Here is a 14219-nt window from a genome sequence, read left to right on the forward strand (position 1 = left end):
ACTTGCGGCAAGCCCATCAATTCACCAAAACGGCCGCGCGCGGCTGGCCCGACGACATAAAGATGAGGATTAGCCAGACCTTGTGCATTCAGGGTTTGTGACAGCGCATTGACATTAATACCCAGCGCCAGCGGATCGGCCTGGATTACGCCTTCTGTAGCAAGCTGGTGTAATAACGCGTCGCTGTTAAGCAGGGCGCCATGTGCGGGCCCGGTGGTCACAATGACTCTATCGACCCGGTAATGCTCAGGTGATGAACCTCGCGGTTGAAGCGTCAGCTGGAGGCTGTCTTCGGCTGTATCTGCCGCAAGCAGGCGAGCAGCCATAACCGTTAGCTGACCGCTGGCCTGCAGTTGTGACAACACGGCACTCACTTGTGGCGCAATTCGGTAACGATGAACATCCCACCACGGGCGCAGATGCCGCAAAAAGCGACGCTGCTCCGTTAACGACAGTGTTTGCCAGATTTGCTGACCATGACGGCGAATGTCATCAAGCACCAGTTGCCAGGGCAGATTTTCAGCGGCTGCGTCTGTGACTTCTTGACGAATGCGTCGCAGCCAGCCCCGTGCAGTAGGCTGTTGTGGTTGAAGGTAATTTAACTCGCGGTTCTCATAGTTGCCGCTTAGGTTAGGGCGAGGTAATTGACCACGACGGGAAAACACGGTGATTTTTCCGCGATGTCCCTTGCGATGCAACGAAGCGACCATATCTGACATAGTTAAGCCTGAACCGATGATCGCGACCTGATCATCAGCGCCCACTTTTGCCAGGGCATTAGGCTGCCATGGATCGGCAATCAGCCCGACGTGACCGTGTAACGACATAAATATTGCAGGTAAGGCAGGCGGTGGATGACTGATTGCCAGCACTACTACATCGGCTTGAACCTTAGCGCCAGAAGCTGTGTTCACTACGCCAGCATGGAATGAAACCGCACGGTCATGAATATGGGTCAGTTCTACCGCGGAATAGTGCTTCTGCTGCCGGAACTGTTCATTTACCCAGCGGGCAAACTGCCCGCGCTGCGGATAGACAGTGCCATCATGCCACAAGGCATCGGTATCGGCCTGAAAGTCAGGTGATGAGCGGAACCAGCGATCAAAAGCGCCTTCTTCATCGCCGGCAAGTTGCATCCGCGAGGCGGGCACGTTAATACGGTGTGCAGGATCTTCTGTGCTGTAAGCCACACCCTGTGCCAGCTGAGGTCGCGGCTCAATTACCGAGACCTTTAAACCTGCCTGACCGTAACGCGCCAGGTGAATAGCCAGCGCCGTGCCGCTAAATCCGCCACCAATGATGACAATGTGCTTTTCAGACATACGCGGGCTCTCTTGTTGATTAGCTGACTTACTTACTCGGACGGCGATCGCCACCAATCGTTTCGCCGAAAGGTCCGGTATTAACAGTACGCTGCTTTTTCTCGGCGTTAGCGGCCAGCGGCAATAATGGCATCACCAGTTCGGCAAAACGGTGTGCTTCTTCCAAATGCGGATAACCGGAGAATATAAAGTTTTCGATACCCAGCGCCTGATATTCACGAATGCGGTCGGCGACCTGCTGCGGGCTGCCCACCAGCGCCGTTCCAGCGCCACCGCGCACCAGGCCCACACCAGCCCACAAGTTCGGACCAATCACTAATCCCTCACGTGAGCCGCTGTGAAGTGCGCTCATTCGTGCTTGCCCGGTGGAATCCATGCGCGCAAAAATTTTCTGGGCAGCTGCAATGGTTTCTTCATCCAGGTGTGCAATCAGACGATTGGCTGCTGCCCAGGCTTCCTCTTCTGTTTCACGCACAATAACGTGAAGGCGAATGCCATAAGAGAGCGTGCGGCCTTTTTCCTCTGCCCGTTTGCGAACCACTGCCAGTTTTTCTGCCACCTGTGCAACCGGCTCGCCCCAGGTAAGATAGGTATCGATCTGATTAGCCGCGACGTCAATGGCCTCTTCAGAGGAGCCGCCAAAATAGAGCGGTGGGCCATTTTCCTGTACCGGCGGGAATAAGATTTCAGCGCCTTCAACGCGGATGTGCTCACCGTTGAAATCGACTTTCTCACCTTGCAATAAGCGGGAATAGACCTCCAGAAACTCTTTGGTAACGTGATAACGCTGCTCGTGATTGAGGAAAATACCGTCTCCTTTGTTTTCTACCGGATCGCCGCCGGTGACAACGTTGATCAGCAGGCGACCTTCTGAAAGGCGGTCCAGCGTGGCAGCCATTCGGGCGGCAAGGCTAGGCGGTTGTAAACCGGGACGTACCGCCACCAGATAGCGCAGTTTTTTGGTGATGGGGGCCAGCGCAGATGCCACCAGCCAGGAATCCTCGCAGCTTTTACCGGTAGGGATCAGCACGCCATAATAACCCAGGTTATCGGCGGCTAACGCAACTTGTTGTAAATAAGGGAGATCAACGGCTCTGCCTCCTTGTGTGGTACCCAGATAGCGACCATCGCCATGAGTGGGTAAAAACCAAAAGAGTTTAATGTTTTCCTGATTCGCTTCGCTCATTAGCTGATTCCTTTATAACGTTATCTAAATTTAATACATAGAGACTGCTCATTTGGTTATAAAAGCGATTGCAGGAAACATGCCAAGGTGGGTGCGCTATTTTTTCTTTAAAATTCAGCAAGTAAAGTTTTCGATTCAAAATCTTACGTGTTGCAAATGCAACAGCAGTGGTGTGTACGCTGTTGCATTTGCAACTTTCGCGGCTATTCGGCCTCTCGTTTCAGCGCTCGACTCACGATATCTTCAAGTTCTTCATCTTTTTCGGGAACATTCCATGCAGCTCCCCAGCCCTGATTTGATCGATCCTGCCTCATTGGCTGTCAAAAGCGTGCTCGACCAGTTGGCTCCCACTGACGCAACCGTATTGATCATTGGGGAAACCGGAACGGGTAAAGAAGTCATGGCGCGCTACCTCCATCATCATAGTCAGCGATGTCAGCATCCGTTTTTAGCGGTTAACTGCGGAGCGCTGACTGAGAGCCTGGCGGAATCAGAACTCTTTGGCCATGAAAAAGGGGCGTTTACCGGCGCAATGGATCGACATCAAGGGTGGTTTGAAGCGGCTGACGGTGGCACGCTTTTGCTTGATGAGATCGGTGAATTAAGCTTGCCGTTACAGGTTAAGCTGCTCCGTGTTTTACAGGAGCGAGAGATTACGCGCGTAGGTTCTTCCCGCGCAGTAAAGGTTAATGTCAGAGTGATTGCGGCAACCAATAGAGATTTAGCCGTGGCGATACGCGAACGCCGGTTTCGTGAGGATCTCTATTACCGGCTCAATGTCGCCAGCGTGACGTTGCCGCCGCTACGTCAGCGCTGTGAAGATATTCCTCTGCTGGCCGGGCATTTTTTGCAGCTTTATGCCCGCCGTCTGGGCCGTCCTCAATGTCGGCTAAGCGAGGAAGCCATGGCAACCCTCAAGGCTTATCCGTGGCCCGGCAATATTCGTGAGCTGGAAAATACGCTGCACAATGCTGTGTTACTCAGTAAAGAAGCGTTAATTACCTCGCAGCAACTGCGGCTGGGCGCTATCACGGCTCACGATCAACCCCAGGATGACGGCGATCTTGACCGTTTCCTGCGTACGCAACTGTTGGAAAGCCGTAGCCCGCTTTATCCTCGTGTTATTGAATCTCTGGTGAGAAATGCTGTTGAGCTGAGCCAGGGAAATCAACTACAGGCGGCCACGCTGCTGGGGATCTCACGTAATACTTTGCGTACCCATCTTGGGCATCTTGGGCTGATTAAACCGCGTCGCAGCTTGGGCCGGCACCCCACCCCAGCCCAGTCTTCACGGCCACAACGAGAAAGAGAATTGCGTATCGGTTATCAGAAATTCGGTAATCTCGGTTTTCTCAAAGCGCGTCAGTCACTGGAAGCGCAACTCGTCGATCAGGGCGTGAGCGTGTTATGGAGCGAATTTCCTGCTGGACCCCAGCTGTTACACGCACTAGGTAACAAGGAAATTGATTTTTGTACCACCGGCGAGGTGCCGCCTCTGTTTGCTCAGGCGAATAACGATGCAATGGTTTACGTTGCCTGGGAACCTGCTGCGCCGCAAAGCGTAGCGTTGCTGGTGGCAAAGCAGAGTCCGATCCAGCAGATCGCGGATCTTAAAGGCAAACGTATTGCCGTGACTAAAGGCTCAAACGTCCATTTTCTGTTACTGCAACTGCTTGATGAAGCCGGTTTAGCGCAGGACGATGTGCGTATTGTTTATGCGCCGCCAAAGTATCCTCTGACACCCAGCGACAGTCATGCCATTGATGCCTGGATGATGTGGGATCCCTTGCTTAGCGATGCCGAGAAAGAGGGGCACTTGCGCGTGATCGCTGACGGCGTGGGGCGGGTTAATAACTATCAGTTTTATCTTGCTGGTCGTGAATTTGCAGCGCATTCCAGCGATCTGCTTCAGACACTCATGTCAGCCCTGGAGCAGACCGGGCGCTATATCGACGCGCACAGACCGGAGGCCGCTGCGTTGCTCTCTACTGAGTTAGGTATTTGCACTGATTCGCTGACGCATGCCCTGGCGCGCCGCAGTCATCAGACGCAGCACATGAATCTTGCCATGATTCGCGAGCAACAGCGGATTGCGGATCGCTTTTATGCGTTAGGACTGCTTAATCATGCCATTAAGGTGCGGGATGCCGTCTGGCAGCAATGACGTTTTTTAACTAAGCATAGAATTTTTAGTCGCTAAGCCGTTCACCTTGCATTTGTTATGTTGCGCTGATTACAACACCACTCAGGAAAGAGAGATGAAAAAACTATTACTTAGCGCGCTGATTATTGCCGCACAAGCGGGAATGGCTTGTAGCGCACAGGCAGAAGAGAAACCAAAAACCGTTAATATTGGCTTTCAAAAAGCGAATATTTTTGCCCTGCTGAAATACCGTGGCACGCTGGAAAGTGAATTTAAGAAACAGGGGATAGGTGTGCGCTGGGTTGAATTTCCAGCCGGGCCGCAAATGCTGGAAGGCTTAAATATTGGCAGCATTGATCTGGCCGCAACTGGCGATGCGCCACCAACCTTTGCACAGGCAGCGAAAGCCGATCTTGTTTATCTTGCGCATTCACCGGCTAACCCTAAAACCGAGGCGATTGTGGTTCCGGCTGATTCCGCCATCAAAACGGTTGCTGATCTGAAAGGCAAACGCGTGGCGCTGAATAAAGGTTCTGACGTTAACTACCTTCTGGTCACTGCGCTAGAAAATGCTGGGCTGAGCTATAAGGATATTACGCCGGTCTATTTGCCACCTGCAGATGCACGCGCCGCCTTTCAACGCGGTGCTGTGGATGCCTGGGTGATTTGGGATCCTTACTATGCGGAAGTCGAAAGCAACGCTAAAGCCCGTTTGGTGAAAAATGCCGAAGGATTGGTTCCGCACTACACATTCTATCTTGCTAGCCGCAAATTTGCGGATACCTATCCAGAGACGGCAAAGCAAGTTATCGATGAGCTAGGCACCTTGAGTCACTGGGCAAACAGTCATCAGGAAGAAGCGGCGAAAATTCTTTCAACATCAACCGGACTTCCTCAGCCTATTTGGCAGAAAGCGTTAGCCAGAATGCCGTATGGCGCGCAACGTATGACGCCGGAAGTGTTCAAAGAACAGCAGGCGCTGGCAGATAAATTTACCCAAATCGGTTTGTTGCCGGTAAAAGTCGATGTCAGTAGCGCGACGTGGTCGCTGGACAAAAAGTAAGGCACCTATCTGAACGCGTGGGTAATCGATTTGGGCCTTCAGAGCACTACATCTTTCTTTGCTCTCTTTGCGCCTTGGCTCAATCTTTAACGCATAAAAAAGGGCAATCCCGTTGCCCTTTGATTCACTGGATGAAGCTTATCGGCGATGAAAATCTTCACGCTGGCTATCTTCCTCTGAACGCGTGCGAATAACTTTGCATGGATTTCCCACGGCGATAACATCTGACGGAATATCACGGTTAACCATGCTTCCCGCACCAATCACGGTGTTATCTCCGATTGTCACGCCTGGCGTGATCGTCACACCGCCACCAATCCAAACGTTATTACCAATCTTTATCGGTAGTACAAATTCCAGACCTTCAGCTCGCCTCTTTGGATCGAGGGGATGTCCCGCAGTATAAATACCGACATTTGGAGCGATAAAAACATTGTCCCCAATGATCACCTCTGCGCCATCAAGAATCACCAAATTATGATTAGCATAAAAGTTTTCCCCCAGATAAATATTACTCCCGTAATCGCAATGGAAAGGGGATTCTATCGTGAGGCTTTTGCCATGACTGCCCAATAATTCCGTCAGAATTTGACGTTTTTCAGTTTCTTTTGCAGGATGTAAGCTATTGAAATTGAAACAGGCTTCCTTGGCTTTTTTCTTTTCAAGATGATCTCAGCGTCATGGTTTGCGTCATAAAGCAGACCATCTTCAACCTGCGTAACAGGGTTAATCACTTTTGCTTTCATCGTTCCTCGCTTACCTGTTTCCCGCCTTACACGATGATGCTGATCGGCAAGAATTGAATTTCTTGGTTGTCGTACATCTGTACGAGAGCAGGTAATATACACGACACTGTTCCCTGAATGTCGAGGGTTTCTTTTGAAGAAATCAGTCAGAGGTTAACTTTTGCAGGATACTTCGCAATTCTTCGCGACTTAGCATCTCTTCGCCCAAGTGCCGATGGGCGGTAAAACCTTCAATCAGCGCGTCAATCGTCATGGCGATTTGGATATCGAAATGCAGAGATAATGCGTCTCTGCTTCTGCGTAGCCAGTTACGGCATATCTGACGAATTTTATGATTACGTGATGCATAGGCATAGAGTTCGAAACTCAGCAGCATATTGCGTGGCGCTGCCACGATTTCACCACAGATGAGGTCCAAAACGGCTTCTATTGCTTCGCTTACATTCGCTGCCGATTCAAGTCGCTGTCGGAAATTTACGGAGACTTGCTCAGCCAGGCGCGAGAAAGCGGCCTCAAGAATTTCATCTACTGTTTGAAAATGGTAGGTCAGCGTGCCAGGTGATATCCCGGCATGTGATGAAATTTTACGGGCGGTCGCTCCCACAACACCATGATCAATGATGACATCCTGAGCAGCCTGAATAATTCGGCTACGCATGTCTTGTTCTGTTGAGGGTGCTGCCATAATTCTCTTATCGTTGAGTCGCTAAAAAGTCAGCTTATTACAGATTGTTTTCTGTGACGATAGCGAATCTGCCTGGCAGCCCGCTAAGTCATTTACTCTACAGTTTCGCCTGGAAAGGTAAGCAGCAGCGCTCTTAACTGCGTTTCCAGCGCTTCTCGTTGAGCTGCAGATAAGGTTGCCAATATCGCCGCTTGCGTGGCGGTGTGAACGACCAGTGCTTGCTCAATCCGCTGTTGGCCTTGCGTGGTCAGTCCCACCAATGTGCTGCGTTTATCCTGCGGATCCTCAATGCGCTCAATCAATCCCTCCTGCTCCAGCCGGCTCAGGCGATGCGTCATTGCACCTGAAGTGACCAGCAGCGATTTATACAGCTGCGTTGGCGAGAGGCAATAAGGCGCACCGGCCCGGCGCAAAGTGGCAAGCACATCAAATTCACCCTCACGAAACCCAAACGGCTCCAGCGCTTGAGCCCGCGCTTTTCCTACATGTTTCATAAGCCGCAGCATTCTGCCAAAAACTTTCATCGAAGAGACATCCAGTTCCGGCATGGCGTTATCCCATTGGCCGATAACGAAGTCGATATGGTCGTGCATTATTCGCCCCTAAACAGTGTGGCTATTTTGTCGCGTTGTGCGGTGCATCTTACACAGGATGATTATTTATCTTAACGTTAAGATAAATGCTGGTGGCGCTTATTTGCTAAAGCAAAAACCGTTCTAAAGGAGTCCATTGTGAAACATGTCGTACCATTGCCCATAATATTCGCATTTATCGCTTTTCTTGTCGGGTTGAATCTTCGTCCTCTTCTCGCCTCCATCGGTCCGTTGTTTCCGGTGTTGCAGCGCGAAACAGGCTTATCAGCCACTGAATTTAGTCTGCTTACTACCTTGCCGGTTGCGATGATGGGGCTGGCAGCGCTGAGTGGACCCTGGCTATTAATTAAAGTGGGCGCTGTGCGGGGTATCGCTGCTGGATTGACGGTTTTGACTATCGCCTGTTCGCTGCGGGGATGGGATTCATCTGTGACAGCATTGATGTGTACTGCGTTAGCGGGTGGAGCCGGCGTGGGTGTGATACAGGCTTTAATGCCCGCACTAATTAAAAAAGAGTATGCGCAATCAGCGGGCACCTTAATGTCGCTGTTTACCACCGGTATTATGGCGGGTGCCGCGCTGTCTGCTGCCAGCGCCGAGCCGGTTTTTTCACGATTGGGGCTACAGCCTACGCTTGCCATGGCCGGTTTGCTGGCGCTTCTCGCTTTGGTTATTTGGCTGACCCAAATTAAACATCGCCCATTGGAAAAAACATCGCATGCAGATGTTGCCTTATCGTCATCCCGAACTGCATTGTTAATGCTGTTCTTCGGCATTGGAACGGGCGCGTATACGCTGGTCTTGGCTTGGTTGCCGCCATTCTATATTCAGGCAGGGTGGAGCGCACGCAGCAGCGGATACATGCTGGCCTGGCTAACGTTAACCGAAGTCGCGGCGGGTTTTGCCGTCTCTGCGCTGATTCATTGTTTTCCCGATCGCCGTGCTCCGCTGATCGTCGTTCTGCTCCTGTTGCTGGTGGGGTTGCTGTGTCTGGTCTTTTCCCTGGTACCATGCCGATTGCATCAACGCTGCTGCTGGGTGTGGGCATTGGCGCACTGTTTCCACTGTCGCTGATTGTGACGCTTGATCATGCTCGAACGCCGACTGAGGCGGGGAAATTATTGTCATGGGTGCAAGGGGTGGCTATTTGATTGCCGCCCTGATGCCCTTAATCGCCGGACTCATACGTGACAGTGTCGCTTCACTCTCTAGCGCTTGGTTAATCATGAGTGTGGGCGTCATGGTGTTGATTGTGATAGCGCTAAGATTTAAACCCGCTACATAAGGGGCGTCGCCAACCTTAATCCCTTCTGGCGTCTATAATTCGGGCTTGAGCCAGCCTGTATGACTAACAGAAGTATGATAATGACAATAATCCTCAACGAGATTGATGCTGCTGCCTGGGCAGAGCTTGAGAAAGCCGTGAGCGAGCCGGCGTCCGCTTTTCGCTACCTCACTTTTTGTTCAGTCGATGAACAAGGCAAACCGCAGGCACGAACGATAGTTTTGCGACGTGCTGACAAACTGATGCGGGTTATGGAATTTCATACCGATACGCGGAGTCTGAAATGGCAGGAGATTGCAGCCAATCCGCACGTCACGGTATTGGGATATTGCGCTCAAACGCGACTGCAACTGCGCCTTCAGGGAAGGGTTGAGCCCTATGATGCTGAAAGCGATGTGGCTCAAGCGATATGGAGCAGATTGCCCGCCCATACACAGAAAACCTACGCGGGTGGGCCTCCCGGAGGCGCGCGAGCATGTGATGACATTAAAGCGATCAGCGCTGCTGAGGAAGCCGAAGGAAAGGCGAATTTTGGCGTGTTAATCGTGCGCGCCAGCTCGTTGGATTGGTATCAGCTACACAAAGAACAGAATCAGAGAGCGTTTTTTACTTATGACAACAGCGGCGCACTTGTGGACTCTCAGTGGGTTAATCCCTGACAAATCCAAATCTTACTGAGCAAAGGTGAGTTTACTTTGCTGCACAGATCAATGTAATCACATCCGCATTCCTTGTTATTCATCCCTTCTTCTAAACTGTTTTTAAGTCAAATTCCCTTGCCAAACTGGTAAAGCGGATTTTTCCTGACTACGTTTTTATCGTCCTTGTTATTTCTTTGATTTGGCGCACATCTCTGATGTGGCGTTTACCTCTGACTTGCGCTGCTGCTTTTATACGCGCAAGACGAACAATCTTGCCGCCAGGCGGGTTTGGTCTGGCACTTCATCCGGAGCTGATGATGAAAAACAATAGATTCGCGCTTTCTTTTGCTGCCCTCGCCACGTTAAGCGCCTCGCTAGCGTCATTTCCCGCCATGGCGTGGGATAATCTCACCGTTTTTGGCGACAGTCTCAGTGACGGCGGTAACATTGGCCGCTTCACTTACGATGGGGGCAATATCCTATTTATGACGAAGTTTTAGCCGAGCGACTGGGACAAAATTTGCAGCGTTCGACACTGGGCGGCAGTAACTATGCGCAGGGCGGCGCGGTGGCAATCCCAGCCCTTGATCCCGCGTTAAATACCCAGGATCAGTTGGCCGCGTATTTGCGATCAACCGGCGGCAGGGCTGACAGTAACGGGCTTTATATTCATTGGGTGGGTGCCAACGACATAGCGGCTGCGGTGACTAATCCGTTAACAGCGATCGAAACCATTGATACCAGTGCAGCCGCAGCCGCTTCGCAGGTGAAGACTTTGCTGGATGCCGGTGCGGGTGCGGTGATTGTGCCCACCACGCCGCAGCTGGGTGAAACGCCCTTTATGATTCAGACGGTGCTCAGAGTGCTCGGCCCGGTCTCTGATGCGGCAATGGTTGCTGCATTCCAGTCGCTGGACAGCGTCTCTACTACCGACACCGCATCACGTAATCAGGCGGTGCAAAATGCTTTTACTCAGGCGGCGGCGCAAGTGTCTGACGTGCCAGCGGTGCGTGATGCATTAGCGGAGCAACTTTATAATGCCTGGCAGGAGCTGAGTGAGTTGGCTACCACGTTATCAACGCAATTTAATCAGCAGGAAGAGAGTGGCCTTGCTGCAATCAAGGGCAATATCGTACGGGTTGATATTGCCGGCTTGCTCAATGAAGTTATCGCCAGTCCCGGTCAATATGGATTGACTAACACCATCGGCATGGCGTGTCCGGTAGGCACGTCGGCAGATGAATGTGCATCTTCTACACCAGGCTTCTCATCTGCTCAGGATTACCTGTTCGCTGATCGTCTTCATCCCAGCCCCGCAGTGCATGCCATGATCGCCGACTACATTCAGTCGATTCTTGATGCGCCAGCCCAAGTCGCTGCGCTGTCCCAGTCACCGCTGATGATGGCGCGTGACATGCACAACACGCTTGATGGGCATTTACAGCAGCAGCGCCATAAACCTGCAGATGCCGGGGAATTTACCGTATTCGGCGGTTACGCCGGGCAACATGTCGATTATCAAGGTGATGCCTGGTCGGATGGTGATGCCAATACCGCTAACCTGACGCTGGGTATTGGTTATCAGCTCACCGACAACTGGCAAACGGGTGTGCTGTTCTCCAATACCAACCAGCGTCAGGAACCTTCGTCCAACTTTGATTATCGCTTACGCGGCAATTTGGTGGCGCTATACAGTCAATTGACCTTGCTTGAACAAGGCTGGATCAACGCGGATCTTCATTATGCCGATCTCGATTTTGATGACATAGAGCGTGATATCAAAATCGGTCCTGCTAGCCGAACCGAGCAAGGTAACGCAGGCGGAAAATTGTTGGGTATGCGTGTGCAAACCGGTTGGGATCTGCCGCTGGGTACACACATCACCACCGGTCCTGTCGCCAGTTACGCGTTGGATTACGGTCGCGTGGGCGGTTATCGTGAGCAGAGCAATAACAGCACCTCTATGCGTTATTCCGATCAAACTACCCATTCACAGATTGGATCACTCGGCTGGCGCATCGACAGTAAAGAGTGGCTGATAAATCCATGGGCGCAGGTCAGTTACAACCACCAATTTGGTGACACCGATTCTACGGTAACAGCAGGATTGCAATCGACCAGCACCTCATTTGCTCGTACGGTGGAGGCACGTGACAAGAACTGGCTGGATGTCGCGGTGGGCGCGAACGTGCCGCTCGGTGAAAAGGTGAATGCATTTGCTGGCGTTTCAACGGTGGGCGGCAACAGCGATTATCACCAGGTGACATGGAATGTGGGCGTAAACGCCACTTTCTAAAAAAGCCGGTGAGGCTTTATTGCTTGACTGTTTTCCCCTTCAGAAGGCCGCAACGTTATCTGTTGCGGCCTTTTGACTGATCGGAACGGTTATGGCGGTTCAGCTCAGCTTCCCCAACGATTTTTAAGGTAATGCACCGCATCCTGGGTCTGAGGCTGGTTGAGATAATTTTCTCTGAACAGAATGGTGCCATTGATTTGCGGCACAGACTCATTCAAATCGATCTGATTTTTAAGCTCCGGCACGCCGCCCTTTATCGTCCAGTCAGGTTCATTTTTTGAGGGTTCCCCCACTTTATAGAGTGCGATACCAATATAGAGGCGGGTGTTGGTGGGTTTCACCACTTCTGCCCACCATTTGGCCAGCACATCATAACGGGCCGCCTGACGTGAAAAGGGCCAATACAACTGCGGAGCAATGTAGTCCAGCAAACCTTGCTGTACCCAGCGGCGGGTATCGGCGTAGGCTTCATCATAAGCTGCTGCACCACGCGTGTCGGAACCGGCAGGATCGTGTGAAAGATTACGCCATACGCCAGCGGGGCTGACGCCAAATTCTACATTGGGATTGAGTTGCTTAATGGTATGAGAAACCTGCTCAATCAGAGTCTGTGTATTGTGCCGCCGCCAGTCTGCTTTGGACGCGAATCCCTGACCATACCGTTTATAGGTCTGGCTGTCATTGAGAGTGGAACCCGGGGTTTCGGCATAGAAGTAATCATCGAACTGCACACCGTCGACCGGATAACGCGCGACCACTTCCGCCACAATGCTGGTGATCCAGTCTCGCGCCTCTGGAATGCCGGGATCAAGCACAAAGCGATCGCTGGCTGTACGGATCCAGTCGCGATGAAGTACGAAGACTGGCAGGATGCAGCGTCAATGTCCGGTTTAATTCGGTAACAGTAGAAGGCTTGGTGTTCACGGAGACGCGGTAGGGATTAAACCAGGCATGTACTTTCATCCCGCGCTTGTGCGCTTCATCCAGCATAAACTGCAGCGGATCGTAGCCCGGATCTTCACCAATTTTGCCTGTCAGCATATCTGACCAAGGCAAAATCCTTGATGACCACAGGGCCGTGCCATCGGGTTTTACCTGAAAAAATACCGTATTGATGCCCAGACTTTTTAGTTTATCCAGCTTTTGCGTCAGCGCATTCTGCTGCTGTTTAACGCGATTTTCTGCATTGCTGAGATTAACGGATGAAACTGGCGGCCAGTCAAGACGGGAAACGGTGGCGAGCCAGACACCGCGTACCGGTTGGTGTTGCTGCTCAGGTTGGATCGGCAGTGGCTGTTTTGTCACTGGAGTCAGCGGAGTGACCAATGATTTAGGCGGCTCCGAGGAGCAACTGACAACTAAAAGGGCAAAGGCGATCAACGCACTTCGCTTTTTGATGTGAGTTACAAGGGAATAACGGCGAGAACAGACGATAATAAACTCCAGTTTTTTCTGGTAGTCGTTCTAAAAGAAACATTCTCTTATCATCTGAATTTAAGTCAATAGGTTAGGCATTTAGCGTCGCGCTTTTAAACGATCCTCAATGAGGCCACCGGTAGAATGAAAACAGAACCGCTATTCCCTCCGTCGTTACGTCGCGGTCATCCTGTTTTTAATCACATAGCTGAACTGCTTACTCGCATTAACATAACAGCCACAGGCATGAACTTATGCGCTTAATTCTGTGCTGTGTTATACAAAATCTCTGGCGCGACTTTCTACTTATAACCATGAGTGAATATGAACCTAACTATTGAGTCAGCAAGATTACGTTTAGAACCCTATGAGTTAAAACATATTGATGGGCTGCGAGCCATGGACAGCGATGTCGAGATCATGCGCTACATCGGCGATGGCACCATCAAAACACATGAGCAAACCGTTGCATCTATCGAGCGCGTACAATTGCGCTGGCGGCAACGTGGATATTCATGGTGGGCAATCATTGAAAAGGAAACCGCAGAGGTTATCGGGGCTGCTTGCCTGCAACACCTTGCCAATTTGGATGGCGCACCTCTGGAACTTGGCTGGCGTTTAAGAAAAGAGCAACAGGGTAAAGGCTATGCAACAGAAGCAGCCAAAGCGATTATCCACTTTGCTGTGGAACGTTTTAACGCAGCGCATCTGGTCGCCGTCGCCCATCCAGAAAATCTGGCTTCACACAAGGTGATGCAACGGTTGGGAATGACATATGTGGGTATTGAAGAACACTACGATCAGCCGTGTGTCGTGTATGAGCTTAAAATAAAGTAAGTCACC

General features: G+C 51.4%; 9 protein-coding genes and 3 pseudogenes. 6 read left to right on the top strand and 6 right to left on the bottom strand.

Annotated features, from left to right (window positions below):
- Together KQP84_RS22525 and ssuD are read right to left on the bottom strand one after the other, a co-directional pair.
- On the bottom strand, window positions 1-1322 hold a 1322-nt coding region (locus KQP84_RS22525), incomplete at its 3' end, for an FAD/NAD(P)-binding protein (RefSeq protein ID WP_252515509.1).
- A gap of 28 nt (window positions 1323-1350) precedes the next feature.
- Window positions 1351-2508: an FMNH2-dependent alkanesulfonate monooxygenase gene (gene ssuD, locus KQP84_RS22530; RefSeq protein ID WP_215848377.1), complete on the bottom strand. Its 1158-nt coding sequence runs from the start codon at window positions 2506-2508 to the stop codon at window positions 1351-1353.
- A 274-nt stretch (window positions 2509-2782) separates the two neighbouring features.
- On the opposite strand from ssuD, the gene KQP84_RS22535 reads away from it, so the two are divergent.
- Together KQP84_RS22535 and KQP84_RS22540 are read left to right on the top strand one after the other, a co-directional pair.
- Entirely contained in the window at window positions 2783-4672 is a 1890-nt protein-coding gene (locus KQP84_RS22535) for a sigma-54-dependent Fis family transcriptional regulator (RefSeq protein ID WP_215848378.1), read from the top strand.
- Between the two features lie 94 nt (window positions 4673-4766).
- Complete coding sequence (locus KQP84_RS22540; protein ID WP_215848379.1) at window positions 4767-5714, top strand: sulfonate ABC transporter substrate-binding protein; 948 nt, start codon at window positions 4767-4769, stop codon at window positions 5712-5714.
- 138 nt (window positions 5715-5852) lie between these two features.
- On the opposite strand, the gene KQP84_RS22545 is transcribed toward KQP84_RS22540, so the two are convergent.
- The 3 genes from KQP84_RS22545 to KQP84_RS22560 form a co-directional block, all read right to left on the bottom strand.
- A complete protein-coding gene (locus tag KQP84_RS22545; RefSeq protein WP_305798599.1) occupies window positions 5853-6287 on the bottom strand; it encodes a sugar O-acetyltransferase in 435 nt (144 codons plus the stop codon).
- Between the two features lie 315 nt (window positions 6288-6602).
- On the bottom strand, window positions 6603-7145 hold the full coding sequence (locus tag KQP84_RS22555) for a TetR/AcrR family transcriptional regulator (RefSeq protein WP_215848381.1): 543 nt from the start codon (window positions 7143-7145) through the stop codon (window positions 6603-6605).
- A 92-nt stretch (window positions 7146-7237) separates the two neighbouring features.
- A complete protein-coding gene (locus KQP84_RS22560) occupies window positions 7238-7738 on the bottom strand; it encodes a MarR family winged helix-turn-helix transcriptional regulator (RefSeq protein WP_215848382.1) in 501 nt (166 codons plus the stop codon).
- Between the two features lie 138 nt (window positions 7739-7876).
- On the opposite strand from KQP84_RS22560, the pseudogene KQP84_RS22565 reads away from it, so the two are divergent.
- The 3 genes and pseudogenes from KQP84_RS22565 to KQP84_RS22575 all read left to right on the top strand — a co-directional run bounded on the left by KQP84_RS22565 (window position 7877) and on the right by KQP84_RS22575 (window position 11960).
- A pseudogene (locus tag KQP84_RS22565) lies at window positions 7877-9023 on the top strand (MFS transporter).
- An 80-nt stretch (window positions 9024-9103) separates the two neighbouring features.
- Window positions 9104-9682, top strand: coding sequence for a pyridoxamine 5'-phosphate oxidase family protein (locus tag KQP84_RS22570; RefSeq protein WP_215848383.1), 579 nt, complete (start codon window positions 9104-9106; stop codon window positions 9680-9682).
- Window positions 9683-9981: 299 nt separating this feature from the next.
- Window positions 9982-11960 (top strand): annotated as a pseudogene (locus KQP84_RS22575) (autotransporter outer membrane beta-barrel domain-containing protein).
- 104 nt (window positions 11961-12064) lie between these two features.
- Here KQP84_RS22575 and KQP84_RS22580 read toward each other — a convergent pair.
- A pseudogene (locus KQP84_RS22580) lies at window positions 12065-13265 on the bottom strand (glycoside hydrolase family 10-like protein).
- A 435-nt stretch (window positions 13266-13700) separates the two neighbouring features.
- On the opposite strand from KQP84_RS22580, the gene KQP84_RS22585 reads away from it, so the two are divergent.
- A complete protein-coding gene (locus KQP84_RS22585; RefSeq protein WP_215848384.1) occupies window positions 13701-14213 on the top strand; it encodes a GNAT family N-acetyltransferase in 513 nt (170 codons plus the stop codon).
- Window positions 14214-14219 lie beyond the last annotated feature (6 nt).

The organism is Candidatus Pantoea bituminis, assembly GCF_018842675.1.
GTDB lineage: Bacteria > Pseudomonadota > Gammaproteobacteria > Enterobacterales > Enterobacteriaceae > Pantoea > Pantoea phytostimulans.

Bases quoted from the DNA above. Each gene is read 5' to 3' on its own strand.
- ssuD (WP_215848377.1), bottom strand. From the start codon at position 2,508: ATGAGCGAAGCGAATCAGGAAAACATTAAACTCTTTTGGTTTTTACCC.
- KQP84_RS22535 (WP_215848378.1), top strand. From the start codon at position 2,783: ATGCAGCTCCCCAGCCCTGATTTGATCGATCCTGCCTCATTGGCTGTC.
- KQP84_RS22540 (WP_215848379.1), top strand. From the start codon at position 4,767: ATGAAAAAACTATTACTTAGCGCGCTGATTATTGCCGCACAAGCGGGA.
- KQP84_RS22555 (WP_215848381.1), bottom strand. From the start codon at position 7,145: ATGGCAGCACCCTCAACAGAACAAGACATGCGTAGCCGAATTATTCAG.
- KQP84_RS22560 (WP_215848382.1), bottom strand. From the start codon at position 7,738: ATGCACGACCATATCGACTTCGTTATCGGCCAATGGGATAACGCCATG.
- KQP84_RS22570 (WP_215848383.1), top strand. From the start codon at position 9,104: ATGACAATAATCCTCAACGAGATTGATGCTGCTGCCTGGGCAGAGCTT.
- KQP84_RS22585 (WP_215848384.1), top strand. From the start codon at position 13,701: ATGAACCTAACTATTGAGTCAGCAAGATTACGTTTAGAACCCTATGAG.